Genomic DNA, 14131 nt, shown 5'->3' on the forward strand with positions numbered 1-14131 from the left:
GTGCCCGGGGGCGGTGGTGCCGAGTGGTGCGGTCGTGCCGAATGGTGCGGTCAGGCGCTTCGTCCCAGCGCCCAGCTCGTATAGGTGATTTCGGACGTCAGAGGCTGTCCGCTGGTCCAGCGGGCGACCTCGTCGAGGGTGTGGTCGGTGAGCCGGCCGATCTCGCTGCCCAGGGAGCCGGCGATATGCGGGGTGACCATGACCTGGGGGAGGTGCCGCAGTGGGGAGTCCGGCGGCAGCGGTTCGGGGTCGGTGACGTCGAGGATGGCGAACAGCCGTCCGGTGGCGCATTCGGCGGCGAGCGCATCGGAGTCGACGAGGGAGCCGCGAGCGGTGTTGATGACCGTGGCGTGGTCGGGCAGCCGGCTCAGCTGGTCGGCACCGATGAGGTGGTGGGTTTCGGGTGACTCGGGGGCGTGCAGTGACAGGACATCCACCCGTGGCAGCATCTCGTCCAGGGTGATCAGGGTGGCGCCGGCGGCGGCGACCTCCGCCGGGTCGGCGTAGGGGTCGGTGACCAGGCAGACGCAGCCGTCGAGCATCCCCAGCAGCCGCACCACCTTGCGTCCGATCCGGGAGAAGCCGACGACGCCCACGGTGCGGCGGAAGTTGGACAGGTCGCCGTGGCCGGTGACCAGGCTCCAGCCGCCGTAGGCGCGCTTGGCGTCGGCGGCCAGGAACGGGGCCTTCTTCCCGGCGAAGATGATCGCGGCGAGGGTGTACTCGGCGACGGGCACGGCGTTGGCCTCCGCAGCGCTGGTGACCCGGATGCCGCGCTGCCACACCTCGTCGGCGAGCAGGCCGCGGACACTGCCGGCGCAGTGCATGACGGCCTCCAACCTGTCTGCCTCGACGAGCAGTTCGGGGGTGAGCCGGGGGGCTCCCCAGGAGGTGAGCAGCAGGTTGGCACGGGAGAGCCGGCGGCGGGCCCGGGGACTGTCCAGCTCGTCGGTCCACAGCGGATCGCCCAGGGTGACCAGGCCACCGAGCCGGGCGAGCCGAGCGCCGTCGAAATGCGCGTCGAAGCTCGACCGGCCCATGATGACCAGTGCGTCGGGCTTGGTCCGCATGTGCTGTCAGCTCCCTTCCGTTCAGGCGGCTGTTGCGCGAGCGTCTCCGACACGTTCCATGTCGAACGCGACGGGATAGAAATAGGCCTGATCGTTCGACCTGCACCACAACCCGAACAACAATGCAGCGAAACGTTCATGACCGAACACGCGGTTGTGTGGGTTTCGCGTTCCTTCGGTATGGGAGGTCCAGCCTGTGTCCGACGCAAGGCTCTTCGCGGCACAGCGGCACGAGCGCATCCTCGACGAGCTGCGGCGGCACGGCGCGGTCCGCGTCCGCGAACTGGCGTCGCTGCTGGCCGTGAGCGAGTTGACGATACGGCGCGACATCGGCGCGCTGGCGGAGCGCGGGCTGCTGGCCAAGGTCCACGGCGGGGCGGTGCTGCCGTCCTGCACCCAGCCCGGTCCGGGCGCCGGGGCGAGCGGACCGGCGACCGCGGCGGGCGGGCCGCGACGCGGCCGGCTGCCCGGCGCGCCGTACACCATCGGCATGGTGGTGCCCTCGCTGGACTTCTACTGGCCGCAGGTGGTCATCGGCGCCCGCAGCGCCGCCGCCGCCCTCGGCGTCAACCTGCAGTTGCGGGGCTCCAGTTACGACCAGGCGGAGGACCGGCGGCAGATCGGGCGGCTGGTGGAGTCTCAGCAGGTGCAGGGGCTGTTGCTGGCGCCCAACCTGGACGGCCCGGGCGCGGAGGAGATCCTGGACTGGCTGGGCAACCTGCCGGTGCCGGTGGTACTGGTGGAGCGGCAGTCGGCCAGCTGGACGCCGACACCGCGGCAGCTGGAGTGGGTGCGCAGCGACCACGCGCTGGGCCTGGAGCTGGCGGTGCGGCACCTGCACGAGCACGGGCACCGCCGCATCTGCCTGGTGCTGTCCAAGGGCAGCCCCACCTCCCAGCATCTGGCGCTCGGCTGGCAACGCGCCTGTTCCGACCTGGGGCTGAGCGGCGGACTGCTGGTGCGCGAGAGCGTGTCACTGGACGTCCCCGGCCACCGGGAGATCATCGAGGGCCTGCTGGGAGGCTGCCGCGCCGCCCGGATCACCGCGCTGATCGTCCACAGCGACCCGGACGCCCTGTCCATCGCCCAGTACCTCACCGAGCAGGGCGTGCACATCCCCGAAGGCATGGCCATGGTCAGCTACGACGACGAGGTGGCACGGCTGGCCGAACCGGCCATGACCGCGGTGCGTCCGGCCAAGGCCCGGGTGGGTCGGGTGGCGGTGGAGATGATGGTCTCCCGCCTGGTCGAAGGCAGCCGCCGCCCGGTCCAACGCGTGCTGGTACTCCCGGAGCTGGTGATCCGCGACTCCTCGGTTCCGCTGCCGTGCGACGGTCGGGCGCCTGCGGAACGGCTCTGAGCGGTGATGTTCGTTCCTGTTCGATTCTCGGCGAAACGGTTGACCGCGATCACCGGCCAGGCTTGGCTGGCCGCCATGCCCGCTGGACTGCCACCCGAGGACCGGAAGCTCTCTCCGCACACCGGCTGGACCCGCGCCCACTGGGCAGCGCTCGCCGACCGGATGCTGGCCGCCATCGACGCCCACCGTTCCCCCAAGGGTGCGTTCGTCGACCTGCCCGGCCCGGCCGGCTCCAGCGGCGTCTGCTCCGACGGTCTCGAGGGCTACGCCCGCAGCCTGCTGCTGGCCGGCTTCCGCGTCCTGGGCGAGAACGGCGCCGACCCAGGCGGGCTGTTGGAGCGCTACGCCGAAGGCCTGGCCGCCGGCACCGACCCGAACTCACCCGAACACTGGCCCCGCCCCGACGAGTTGGGGCAGGCCAAGGTGGAGGCCGCGTCCATCGCGCTGATCCTGCAAGCCACCCGGCCCTGGCTCTGGGACCACCTGCCCGATCCGGTGCGGGAACGCACCGTCGACTGGCTCGCCACCGTCGTCGGCCAGCCCTACCCGCCGATCAACTGGGTCTGGTTCCGCATCGTCGTCGAGTCGTTCCTGCGCGAGGCCGGCGGCCCGTGGAGCCGCCACGACATCGAGGAGGACCTCGCCGTCCACGCCGGACTGCGCCGCCCCGGCGGCTGGCTCAGCGACGGCCCCGAACGCGCCTACGACCACTACACCGGCTGGGCCCTCCACCTCTACCCGCTGCTGTGGACCCACCTCTTCGACGTCACCGGCAGCCTCTGCCCCGCCGACCTGCGCAGCCAGTGGCAGGACGACCTCGCCGCCTACCTCGACGACGCCGTCCACCTCGTCGGCGCCAACGGCTCCCCCCTGCTCCAGGGCCGCAGCCTCACCTACCGCTTCGCCGCCGCCGGACCGCTGTGGGTCGGCGCCCTCACCGGCACCGGCCCCACCCCCGGCCTGCTGCGCCGCGCCGCCAGCGGCATGCTCAAGCACTTCCACGACCTCGGCTCGTTCGAACCCGACGGCATCCTGCGGCTCGGCTGGGCCGGCGACTGGCCCGCCATCCGCCAGACCTACTCCGGCCCCGGCTCCCCCTACTGGGCCGCCAAAGGGATGCTGGGCCTCGCCCTGCCCGCCGACCACCCCGCCTGGACCGAGCCGGAACAGCCGCTGCCCGTCGAACTCGGCGACATCGCACGGACGGTGACCGCACCCGGCTGGCTGGTCTCCGCCCGCCGCGAGGACGGCGTCGCCATCGTCCTCAACCACGGCACCGACCACGCCCGGCCCGGCGACATCAGCGGCGACAGCCCCCTCTACGCCCGCCTGGGCTACTCCACCGCCACCCTGCCGCCGCTCACGGGGCCCACCGCCGCCGACCCCGTCGACAACAGCGTCGTCCTCCTCGACGCCGACGGCCGCGCCAGCCATCGCACCGGCTTCGAGACGCTGTTCACCGCCGAACTGCCGCACGGCGTCCTCGCCGCCGCCTCCCGCGGCCGGGTCCACTGGGTCGACACCGCCGCCGACACCGGACCCGACCACGGCTCCGGCCGCCACGGCCCCGCCGTCGCCGGACCCGTCGTCACCGTCGCGTCCGTGCTGCGCGACGGCGTCGAGGTCCGCCTCGCCCGCGTCGAGGACAGCGGCGGCGAGGCCGACTGGATCGCGCTGCGGCTCGGCGGCTGGCCGGTCACCGCCGACACCGCACCCGCCGTCACCACCGGCCCCGGCCACATCGAAGCCACCGCCCCCCACCTGCGATCCGCCCTGCGCGACCTGGGCGGCTACGGCCGCACCGGACACCACACCGAGACCGGTACCTCCCCCCTCGGCCAGTGGACCGCCATCCCCTGGCTCGCCACCGACGGCCCCGTCCCGCCCGGCCGCCTCCTCGCCGCCGCCGTCCACCTCGCCCGCGCCGCCGTCCTCCCCGCCGACCCCCTCGTCACCGCCGACGGCGACGAGATCACCATCACCTGGCCCGACAGCGTGACCACACCCGTCTCCCTCGCCGCCCCGGGAGTTGAGGCATGAACCCCGCCCCGGGCACCCTCGGCCGGCGCCTCGCCCCCCTCCTCGACGGCGACACCCTCGCCGCCGCCCTCCGCGGCTGCGCCGACCGCCTCCCCGTCCCCCGCGCCGAGGACCGCGCCGCCTGGCAGCGCGTCACCCCCGCCTCCCGCACCGCCCTGCTGCGCGAGGCCGATGCCGAACTCGTCCGCCCCGCCCCTGTGCTGCGCGCCTCCGACTGGGCCCGCACCTTCCGCGACGGCGTCCGCACCGCCCACGAGGACGCCTTCCGTGCCCTGCGCCACCGCGCCGCCCTCCTCGCCACCGCCGCCGTCCTCGCCGACGACCACGCTGCCCCTGACGCCCCGCCCGGCGCAGCCCCCTACCTCGACGCCACCGCCGACTCCCTCCTCGCCGTCCTGGAGACCAGCACCTGGTGCTGGGCCCCCCACGACCGCCACACCGCCGACCGCCGCGAACAGCTCCCCGACCCCGACCGGCCGTTCCTCGACCTCGGAGTCGCGGAGGCCGCCCTGCTCCTCGCCTGGGCCGACCACGCCCTCGGCATCCGCCTCCAGGCCCGCCTCCCGGGCATCCGCCGCCGCATCCGCCGCGAGGTCCGGCTCCGCGTCCTCGAACCCTTCCGGAACACCCGCGACTGGCACTGGCTCGGGCTCCACGGCGACGCCCACAACTGGAACCCGTGGATCCACCACGCCGTCCTCACCTGCGCCCTGCTGCTCACCGACGACGGCCCCGCCGGACTGGCCGAACGCGCCGACCTGGTCCGCCTCGTGGTCGCCGGACTCGACCTCTTCGTCGACGTCCTGCCCGACGACGGCGGCATCGACGAAGGCATCTCCTACTGGTGGCTCGGCGCCGGCCAACTCCTCGAATGCCTCGACCTGCTCGCCGACGCCACTGCCGGCGCCCTCGACGCCCGCGACCTGCCCCTGCTGCGCCAACTCCTGCGCTACCCGCGGCGGGTCCACCTCGGCGGCAACTGGTACGCCAACGTCGGCGACGCCCCCGCGCGCCTCGACGGTCACCACCCCTGGCACCTCCCGCACCGCTGGGCCCGCCGCCTCGACGACCCCGCCACCGCCGCCCACGCCGCCGTCGCCGCGAGCGCCCACCCCGTCGACGCCCACCCGGAGCAGGGCCTGGGCCGCGCTCTCGCCGGGCTCAGCGACCCCCACTGGCGCGCCGCCCGCACCTCCGCCGACGCGTCCACGCCTACGACCGCACCCGCATCCGCACCCGACGCGCCCGGACCTGACCGCGACACCTGGCTGCCGCGCGTCGAACTGCTCGTCGCCCGCGAACGCGCCGGCGACACCGACGGCCTCACCCTCGCGGTCAAGGGCGGCCACAACGCCGAACGCCACAACCACCTCGATGTCGGCTCCTACCTCGTAGCCCTCGACGGCCGCCCCCTCGTCGTCGACATCGGCAAACCCACCTACACCGCCGCCAGCTTCGGCCCCGATCGCTACCAGGCCTGGCCCCTCGTCTCCGCCTGGCACAACACCCCCGAACCCGGCGGACACGGCCAACTCCCAGGCACCCGGCACCGCGCCCGCGACACCGAAGCCCACCTCGACGACGACACCGCCACCTTCCGCACCGACCTCGCCGCTGCCTACCCCGACGGACTCCTCCGCGCCTGGCACCGTACCGTCCACCTCCACCGCAGCCCCCGCCCCGAGATCCTCGTCGAGGACCACCCCGACGGCCTGCCACCCGGCACCACCGTCCGCCTCCACCACGTCCTTGCCGGACACGTCGCCCTCGCCGACGACCACGCCCTGCTCACCGCCCCCGGTGACCGCGTCCTCCGCCTCGACTGGGACCCTGCCCTGCTCACCCCCCACCTCACCCCCCGCCCCCTCGACGACCCCGAACTCACCGCTGTCTGGGGCCATTTCCTCACCCGACTCACCCTGACCACCGTCTTCGCCACCACCGGCGCCCACCCGCTGCTCCGCGTTCGCCTCAGCAGATCCCCTGACTGAGCACCTTGTGCTCCGTGACAACGACGCAGGTGTCGCAGTCCACCTGAGCTACGCCACCGTCACACAGCACGCCCTGATCGACCGGGCCCTGTACCGCCAAGTCCCCGACCGGACTGGATCAGGGTCAGGTGACTTGCTGGAACTCCTGGATCCGCTGGACCCTGATCGTCGCCGGGCTCTTGCCCGCGACGCTCGCCCGCACCGGCACAACGCCGGCTTCGGGAATGTCGCCCGAGTGCTGCGGCTGGTCTTCTCGGTCGACTGGTTGCCGAGGTGCGCCACCAACCGGGCCATCGCTGAACGGCTCGTCGCGACCGACAGCACCGCCAGGGCACACGCGGCACAGATTCTGCGCAAGTTCGCCGCCCGCAGCCTCGCGGAGGCGGTCGCCAGGTGCCTGCGGCTGCTCCACACCTCTCGACGGCAGAACCGGGGGTGCCGTTATCGAGGGGCGAACGAACCGACATGTAGCCGAGCGTGACGTGCTGGGTCCACCATGAGGGGTCCGGCTCTGCAGTGCCGGTCTCTTCGTCGTGCTCGCGCAGCATGCGCATGACGGTGGCGGGTGAGGGGCGCTTGCCCTTCTTCGCGCCTTTGGTGATGATGAGCCGGGCGGCGATATCGCGCAGGCTCATGTCCTGGTCGCGCAGGTGGAGGGCCATCGAGAGCATGGCGTCATCGGTGACGCCGGCGCCGGCGATGGTCTTGCCGCGCCTGCGGGCGGACTCGTGGCCTTCCAGGGTGCGGTCGCTGGCGCGCAGTTCGCGAGCGAGGACGACGGCCTTCTCCAGCTCTGGCCGCCGGGCGGATGGTGGCGGACATCACTGGGCAGCTGACGCCGCCGCAGGCCCCAGCCGCCTTCGGGTCGGCGCAGACCATTCCCCTCTGGTGGCAACGCGCGTTCTTGTGCGGGTTTCTCTTGAATCCCAGGCAAGCGTGTTCGTACCGGGCGTCCGCGGTGTCATGGGGCCGAGGTGGTGCACGGGGCTTGGACATCGGGACCGGCTGCGGGCGGCGCTGGTGGCCGGTCGGGTGAGCACAGTCAGTGAAAAGGCGACCGCGGTGGCGGCGGCGCCGACGACCACGCAGGTGACGAACCCCGCCCGGAGGCTGTGCGCGGTCCCGAGGAGTGGGCCGAAGGTGGCCACACCGATGGCCGCGCCGATCTGGCGGGAGGTGTTGAACATCGCGGACGCGGCTCCGTGCAGGGCGGGTTCGACGACCGCGATGGACTGGGAGGTCATGGTGGGCACGAGCAGTCCCGAGCAGAAACCTGCGGGGACGAGGGCAAGCACCAGCGGCCACAGCGCGGATGCGGTGCTGGCCCAGGCCACCGCGAGGAACGTGGTGGCCAGGACGGCCTGGCCGGTGCCGAGGAGGGCCGCGCGTCCGATGCGTTGCGCGAGCGGCGCGGCGCGGATACTGCCGATCGAGATGAGGCCGGTCAGGGGCAGGAACAACAGACCGCTGACGAGCGCGCTGAGTCCGCGGCCTTGCTGGAGCATCAGGCTCATCGCGAACAGCAGCCCGTAGAAGGCGAAGTTGAACAATGCTCCTTGAGCGGCTGTGGCGACGAATCTGCGGTCGGAGTAGATGCCTGGCGGCAAAACGGGTGCCCGGGTGGAGCGCTCGGCCCAGACGAAGCCGACGAGCCCGGAGACGGTCAGCGCGGCGGCAGTGATGACCGCAGGGCTGAGCCACCCCTGCGCGGGAGCTTCGATAAGCGTGAAGACCAGCCCGCCGATCAGGACGGTCGCACTGCCCATGCCTGCGACGTCGAGGCGCCGACTGCTCCGCGAGGCGACGGGAATCGAGTGGATACTCCACAGCACGGCCGGGACCCCGATGACCACGTTGACGGCGAACACGGCACGCCAGTTCGCCAGCGCGACGAGCGCCCCGCCCAGCAGGGGGCCGGCAGCCATCCCGATGCCGCCCGCGGCGGCCCACCAGCCCACCAGTCGGTGCCGGGCCTGCTCGTCGGGCGCGGACATGGTGGCCAGGACGAGCGCGCTCGGCAGCAGGAGAGCGGAACCCGCGCCCTGGACCAGCCGGGCGATGTTGAGCACCGGCATGGAACCGGCGGCCGCGCAGACCGCGGACGAGGCGGTGAAGACCAGCAGACCTGTCACGAAGGCCTGCTTCGCGCCGAGGGTGTCCGTGATCGCGCCGGCGCCGAGCATCACCGCGGCAAAGGAGAGGGTGTAGGCGTTGACCGCCCATTCGAGCTCGGACCGGGAGGCGTGCAGGTGCGAGGCGAGTTGGGCGAGGGTGAGGTTCACGATCGTGCCGTCGACGAAGACCATGAAGGCCGCGATCAGCGCGAGCGCCACGAGGCCCCGACGGTGTTCGGCGGCCACTACCGGACCGCCTGCGGTGCCATGGCGAACGCGGTGGCGACCGCCACGGCCAGGGGATCGCGGACGGGGCGGCCCAGGATGTCGGCGAGGTCGGGGCTGGTGCCGTCCAGGAAGCCGTGCCGGACACCGCTCGCGATCGAGGAGAGCATGGGCGGTTGGAAGGGCAGCAGTTCCGGCGTCGCGTGGAGCCTGCGCCGGTACTCGTCCAGGCCGATGGTCCGGTGCGGGACCCCGAGTCGGTCGGCTACGTCCGCCGCCGTGATCGGCGTGCCGACCAGGTCGTAGGTGCATCCGCTGTGGCGCGCGGGATCCGCCGCGACGACCGCCGCGGCCTCGGCGAGGTCCGCGCGGGCGACCGCAGCCAGGGCGCCGTCGCCGAACGCGGACTCCACCCCGCTGCCGGCCCACATCAGCAGACCGCCGAAGAGTTCGGCGTAAAGACCGTTGCGCAGGATCGTCCACGGCACACCGCGACCTCGCACGAGCCGTTCGGTCGCACGGTGCGCCAGCGCGAAACCGAGATGGTCGCCGGCACCGGTCAGGCTCGTGTAGACAACATGCCGCACCCCGTCTCGGGCGGCGGCGTCCAGGACAGCCGCGTGCCGCCTGATGACCTGGTCGTCCTCGGCGTAGCCGGCGGAGACCAGTACCAGGGTCGACACACCGGTGAGGTCGATGCCGGACGGCTCGTCGAAGTCCAGGAGCCGCGTCCCGTCGCCTGGGATTCGGCTGCCGCCTGTCGCGATCGCACCCCGGGCACGCAGCGCTGCCAGAGTGGCCGAGCCGAGGTTCCCGTTCGCTCCGGTCACCAAGATCATGTCAGTCACGTCTCCCGATGTGGTTCTCTTCAGTAACTACGCTTGATCCTTATCCGCCCACCAAGCGGCCACAAGGAGGCAGTTCGATGTCACCCACGCACACGCCGGTAACCACCCCACCCGCCGACCTCGATCCCTGCGGGCGCGAGGACCACCCGGATTGCGGGATCCGCGACGTCCTGGACCGCATCGGGGACAAGTGGTCGGTACTCGTGATCGTCGAACTTGCCGGCGGCTCGCGCCGCTTCCGGGAACTGCAACGCGCGATCGACGGCATCTCCCAGCGCATGCTCACGCTCACGGTGCGCAGGCTGGAACGCGACGGGCTCATCCTGCGCACCGTGTACCCGATGGTCCCGGCCCAGGTCGACTACCGCCTCACGGAAACCGGGGCCGGCCTCACCCACCTGGTCAAGGCACTCGCCGACTGGTCCCTCACCCATCGCGCCGTCATCGCCGAGGCACGGCACCACTACGACCAGACCCACCCCGACCACGACATCCGGTGACCGGCCCCGCCGTTGCCGCCGCGGCGCCGACGGCTCGTTGGGCTGAACGAGTGAACGCGGGCATGCCCGGCTGACGGGCTGACGGGCTGATGGCGAGGGGCGGGGCGTTCGGGATGGCGCGACATCTGGGGCTGGACGAGGTCGTCGACCACGTCACGCGGGACGGCGACGAGTCCCGCTGGCTGCGCAACAAGACCGGCGCGACCCGGCTCGGCTTCGCGGTGCAGTTGATGTTTCTGCTCTGGCGCGGCCGGTTCCCCAAGATGCGGTTGGAGCTGGCGGGCGACGCTGTCGAGCACGTCGCCCGCCAGGTCGGCGTCGCCGCCACCGACCTGGCGCTCTACGACCTCACCTCGCGGCAGGCCCAGCGGCACCGAACCGAGATCCGGGAGCTGACCGGCTGGCGCGAGTGCACCCGCACCGACCCGGTGAAGCTGACGTCCTGGCTGGTCGTCTGAAGCCCTCTGCCTCGGCGGCTACCCCCGACGCGGCCTGAACGACCCCGAACCAGGCCAAGGACCGGCGAACCTGGTCGCCTGTCACGCTCAGCTATATGTCGGTTGGCTGCGCCCTCGTCAACGAGACCCCAACCGGCCCGGCGGCCCGGAAGTGGGTCAGTAAGTGCCCGGCCGACGATCGGCCTGCCGGGCACGGCCTGGAGCGTGAGGTGAACGGGGGCGCGGTCTCGGGCGCCCTCAGGCGTCGGCCCCGCCCGGCTTGTCGAGGAGGGCAAGCTGCTCCTCGGTCAGGCGAAGGGCGCCGGCGGCGACGTTCTCGGCGAGGTGCGCCGGATTGGTGGTGCCAGGGATGGCCAGCAGGTGCGGACCACGGTGCAGTGTCCAGGCGAGCCGTACCTGTGCCGGCGTCGCGCCGTGAGCGCGGGCGACCGTATGGACGCGCGCGTCCTGCTCCGGGGCCGCGGCTGCCTCGCGCCGCAGGCCGGCAACGGCAAAGTACGGGACGAAGGCGATGCCCTGCTCCCGGCACAGGTCCACCATTCCGCTCTCGTCGGCGCGGCGCCAGTCCACACTGTAGGAGTTCTGCACGCAGACCACGGGCGCGATCGCCTGGGCCTCGGCTACGTGCTCAGGCCGGACGTTGGAGAGCCCGAGGTGCCGGACGAGACCCGCTGTGCGCAGCTCGGCGAGGGCGCCGAAGTGTTCGGCGATCGAGGCCATGCCGGGGCCGTTGCGGCGCAGGTTGACCACGTCCAGGTGGTCCCGGCCGAGCTGGCGGAGGTTTTCCTCGACCTGGCCGCGCAGCTGATCGGGGCGGGCCATGGTGAACCACTCGCCGGAGGGATCGCGCCCCGGACCGACTTTGGTCACCACCACTACGTCGTCGTGCCAGGATGAGAGGGCCCGGCTGATGAGCTCGTTGGCGGAGCGCAGCGGTGAGAAGTAGAAAGCCGCCGTGTCGATGTGGTTGACGCCCTGCTCGAACGCGCTGAGCAGCAGCCGGACGGCGACATCGCGGTCGATGGGCGTCCCGCCGGAGTTCCCCATTATCCCGTTGCCGGTCAGCCGCATCGCGCCGTAGCCGACACGGTTCACCTCCAGGTCACCGAGTCTCCAGGTCCCTGCCGCCGCTGCTGTGCTCACCGTGCTCCTTGACCCGTCGGTTCGTCAGGTTCTGGAGTATGGGACGCGGCGGGGTGCTGCGACAGATCAACAGGCTGGGCGAAATGTCACATCGGTATCGGGAACGAATCGTCGCCGCACGGCCGTTGGACCTGCTGAGAGTTGTTCGAGCAGGACGTCGTTGTGGTGATCGCGCTGCATCGTGTGTCTGCACGCTTTCCGACCCGCCCCGTGCCGGTACGCCGAGCTGCAGAGATCGTGACGGTTGGTGCCGCCTCCTGCCGCGTCCACATCGAGACGCCGCGTGCCGGGCCGTTCGCTCACGCACACACGCTACGGACAGCCGACGACAGCGCCCTTCTGGCCGCCCTTCACGCCGGCTGCCAGACCTTCGTCCGCATCTTCCGGAGACCGGACATCACGAGCGCTCATGCACCGACCCTCGCCACCGCGCCATGCTGCCCAAGTGGTGGCGCGACCGCGGGTCGGGGCGGCGATGGACATGGTGTACCCGCGTGGGTCGGCCCAGCCGTGCCGATGAGACCGGCTGCGCCGGCCGCCCACGGTCCTTCGGCGAACGCCTCTCGGCCGCCCGCTCCAGCCCCCGGTTCCAGGACCGCCGGGTCGCGGACTGCGAAGCCCGGATCGCCGGCTCGCCGGCGTCGACGATGCCACCGGGCCGAATCGGGCCCCCAGAGGGGCCGGAACGGGGCTGAGGTGCCGAGACCCCCTTGCATCACAGCGGAGGGGCTGATAACCATCGTTAGCACTCTCGCCATGAGAGTGCTAACCAAGTGGCGCCGCATCAGCACGCGGGCACCAACCTGCTGAGTTGCGGCGCCTGGGACGGGGGTCAGGAGTGTTCGGTGTCCTGCGGGTCCGCGACTACCGACTGGTGGTGAGCGGTCAACTGCTTTCCAGCCTCGGAGACTGGCTGCTGCTGGTCGCGGCCCCCTTCTTTGTGCTCCGCCTGACCGGTTCGACACTGGCCACCGGGTTGTCCCTGGCCGCGGGGACCGTGCCGGCACTCCTGCTCGGCCCGGTGGCCGGTGTGTTCGCCGACCGCTGGGACCGGCGTCGCACCATGCTCGCCACCGACCTGCTGCGGGCCGCGACAGTCGCGCTCATGCTCCTGGTGCACCACCCCGGCCAGGTCTGGCTCATCTACATCGCGCTGATCGGCGAGGCGAGCTTCAGCCAGTTCTTCGCCCCCGCCCGCAAAGCCCTCATCCCCGCCTTGGTCGGACGCGGCCCGCAGCTGGGCGAGGCGAACTCCCTGGCCGCGCTCGTCTCCGGCACCGTCCAGCTCGTCGGCGGACCGCTCGGCGGCGCCCTCTACGTCCTGGTCGGCTTCGCACCCGTCGTGGCCGTCGACGCAGGAAGCTATCTCGCCTCAGCGGCCCTGACCGTTGTGATCAGCCACCGTCCCGCGACCAAGGCACCCCAACGCCTCGACGGCACTGCGCTGCAACGGTTCGCGGGCGAGTTGCGCGCCGGTGCGGCCCACATCCGCTCCACCCCCGGGCTTCCGATCCTCTTTATGGTGGCCGCCGTGTTCTTCCTCGGCAACGCGGCGCTGACCGCCCTGCTCGTGCCCTACGTCGGCACCGTCCTGCACGCCGCCCCGGGCATGCTCGGCTGGCTGTTCGCCGCGCTGGGGATCGGCTATCTCGCCGGAGCCCCGCTCAGTCGGTCCGTCACAGCCCGCTTCACCCCGCGCACGATCACGATCGGCAGCCTGGCCGCCCTGGGCGCAGTGTTCGCCGCCACCTTCAACACCCACCATGCTGCCTGGGACTTCGTCCTGTTCACCCTTATCGGACCGCCGGCGGTCTGCTTCCTGGTCACCGTCGACACCTTCATCGCCCGCCACACCCCCGACCACCTCCTCGGCCGTGTCAGCTCCGCCTACGGCATGGCACAGGCGGCAGCCACCCTGATCGGCATGCTCACCGGAGCCGTCCTCGGCCAGCAGATCGGCATCGGCGCCACCGTGAACCTGGCCGCCCTCGCCGTCGCCGCATCCGCCGCCACCGCGCTGCTGATCCCGCGCCACAGCCCAGCAGGTAGGATCACCGCGGACGGACCCTCGGTATCAGTTGGCTCTTGAGCCGACAACGACCCATCGCGCAGGGCTTCCTCGACGACAATGCAGGCGACGATCCACTCCGATGAGCGGCCCCGCACAGCACAGATCCATCGTCAGGGACATGTGGTCCATGAGTATTTGCAGTTCAGATCCGATATCCGAGCTCCTGCGGTCGGTAAACCGGACAGCCCGAGGGCGGCCTGGACCCAGGGCTTCGGCGTCCTCGCGTGATGCACGGTTTGATCAGGTGAGAACGCCGAAGCCCCGCACGCAGCGCCTGGTGTGCGGCGGGAGTGAGACGGCGATTATCTTTC

At 71.9% G+C, this 14131-nt stretch carries 11 protein-coding genes; 6 read left to right on the forward strand and 5 right to left on the reverse strand.

Annotated features, from left to right (window positions below; translation table 11 throughout):
• Window positions 1–50 precede the first annotated feature (50 nt).
• Entirely contained in the window at window positions 51–1070 is a 1020-nt protein-coding gene (locus AB0761_RS36465) for a hydroxyacid dehydrogenase (RefSeq protein WP_377273566.1), read from the reverse strand.
• Between the two features lie 196 nt (window positions 1071–1266).
• On the opposite strand from AB0761_RS36465, the gene AB0761_RS36470 reads away from it, so the two are divergent.
• From AB0761_RS36470 to AB0761_RS36480, 3 genes are all read left to right on the forward strand, one after another.
• The gene (locus AB0761_RS36470; protein ID WP_377273567.1) at window positions 1267–2430 is read left to right on the forward strand and encodes a substrate-binding domain-containing protein; all 1164 of its coding nucleotides are present in this window, start codon (window positions 1267–1269) and stop codon (window positions 2428–2430) included.
• Between the two features lie 75 nt (window positions 2431–2505).
• Entirely contained in the window at window positions 2506–4470 is a 1965-nt protein-coding gene (locus tag AB0761_RS36475) for a DUF2264 domain-containing protein (protein WP_377273568.1), read from the forward strand.
• Complete coding sequence (locus AB0761_RS36480) at window positions 4467–6461, forward strand: heparinase II/III family protein (protein WP_377273569.1); 1995 nt, start codon at window positions 4467–4469, stop codon at window positions 6459–6461. The genes AB0761_RS36475 and AB0761_RS36480 overlap by 4 nt, the downstream gene beginning before the upstream one ends.
• 124 nt (window positions 6462–6585) lie before the next feature.
• On the opposite strand, the gene AB0761_RS36485 is transcribed toward AB0761_RS36480, so the two are convergent.
• From AB0761_RS36485 to AB0761_RS36495, 3 genes are all read right to left on the reverse strand, one after another.
• A complete protein-coding gene (locus tag AB0761_RS36485) occupies window positions 6586–6873 on the reverse strand; it encodes a hypothetical protein (RefSeq protein ID WP_377273570.1) in 288 nt (95 codons plus the stop codon).
• A gap of 409 nt (window positions 6874–7282) precedes the next feature.
• Complete coding sequence (locus AB0761_RS36490) at window positions 7283–8794, reverse strand: MFS transporter (RefSeq protein ID WP_377273571.1); 1512 nt, start codon at window positions 8792–8794, stop codon at window positions 7283–7285.
• Between the two features lie 26 nt (window positions 8795–8820).
• Entirely contained in the window at window positions 8821–9639 is an 819-nt protein-coding gene (locus AB0761_RS36495; protein WP_377273572.1) for an NmrA family NAD(P)-binding protein, read from the reverse strand.
• Window positions 9640–9725: 86 nt separating this feature from the next.
• Here AB0761_RS36495 and AB0761_RS36500 point away from each other — a divergent pair, with 86 nt between their 5' ends.
• Both AB0761_RS36500 and AB0761_RS36505 read left to right on the forward strand, forming a co-directional pair.
• A complete protein-coding gene (locus tag AB0761_RS36500; RefSeq protein WP_377273573.1) occupies window positions 9726–10148 on the forward strand; it encodes a winged helix-turn-helix transcriptional regulator in 423 nt (140 codons plus the stop codon).
• 113 nt (window positions 10149–10261) lie between these two features.
• On the forward strand, window positions 10262–10606 hold the full coding sequence (locus AB0761_RS36505; protein WP_377273574.1) for a DUF4158 domain-containing protein: 345 nt from the start codon (window positions 10262–10264) through the stop codon (window positions 10604–10606).
• Window positions 10607–10843: 237 nt separating this feature from the next.
• Here the strand turns inward: AB0761_RS36505 and AB0761_RS36510 are convergent, their stop codons facing one another.
• Window positions 10844–11749, reverse strand: a complete 906-nt coding sequence (locus tag AB0761_RS36510) for an oxidoreductase (RefSeq protein ID WP_377273575.1) — start codon at window positions 11747–11749, stop codon at window positions 10844–10846.
• A gap of 838 nt (window positions 11750–12587) precedes the next feature.
• Between AB0761_RS36510 and AB0761_RS36515 the strand changes: the two genes are divergently transcribed.
• Window positions 12588–13838: an MFS transporter gene (locus tag AB0761_RS36515; protein WP_377273576.1), complete on the forward strand. Its 1251-nt coding sequence runs from the start codon at window positions 12588–12590 to the stop codon at window positions 13836–13838.
• Window positions 13839–14131 lie beyond the last annotated feature (293 nt).

The organism is Peterkaempfera podocarpi (assembly GCF_042466665.1).
Classification (GTDB): domain Bacteria; phylum Actinomycetota; class Actinomycetes; order Streptomycetales; family Streptomycetaceae; genus Peterkaempfera; species Peterkaempfera podocarpi.

Excerpts from the sequence above, each read along its gene's own strand:
- AB0761_RS36465 (WP_377273566.1), bottom strand. The coding sequence starts at position 1,070 with ATGCGGACCAAGCCCGACGCACTGGTCATCATGGGCCGGTCGAGCTTC.
- AB0761_RS36475 (WP_377273568.1), top strand. The coding sequence starts at position 2,506 with ATGCCCGCTGGACTGCCACCCGAGGACCGGAAGCTCTCTCCGCACACC.
- AB0761_RS36480 (WP_377273569.1), top strand. The coding sequence starts at position 4,467 with ATGAACCCCGCCCCGGGCACCCTCGGCCGGCGCCTCGCCCCCCTCCTC.
- AB0761_RS36495 (WP_377273572.1), bottom strand. The coding sequence starts at position 9,639 with ATGATCTTGGTGACCGGAGCGAACGGGAACCTCGGCTCGGCCACTCTG.
- AB0761_RS36500 (WP_377273573.1), top strand. The coding sequence starts at position 9,726 with ATGTCACCCACGCACACGCCGGTAACCACCCCACCCGCCGACCTCGAT.
- AB0761_RS36505 (WP_377273574.1), top strand. The coding sequence starts at position 10,262 with ATGGCGCGACATCTGGGGCTGGACGAGGTCGTCGACCACGTCACGCGG.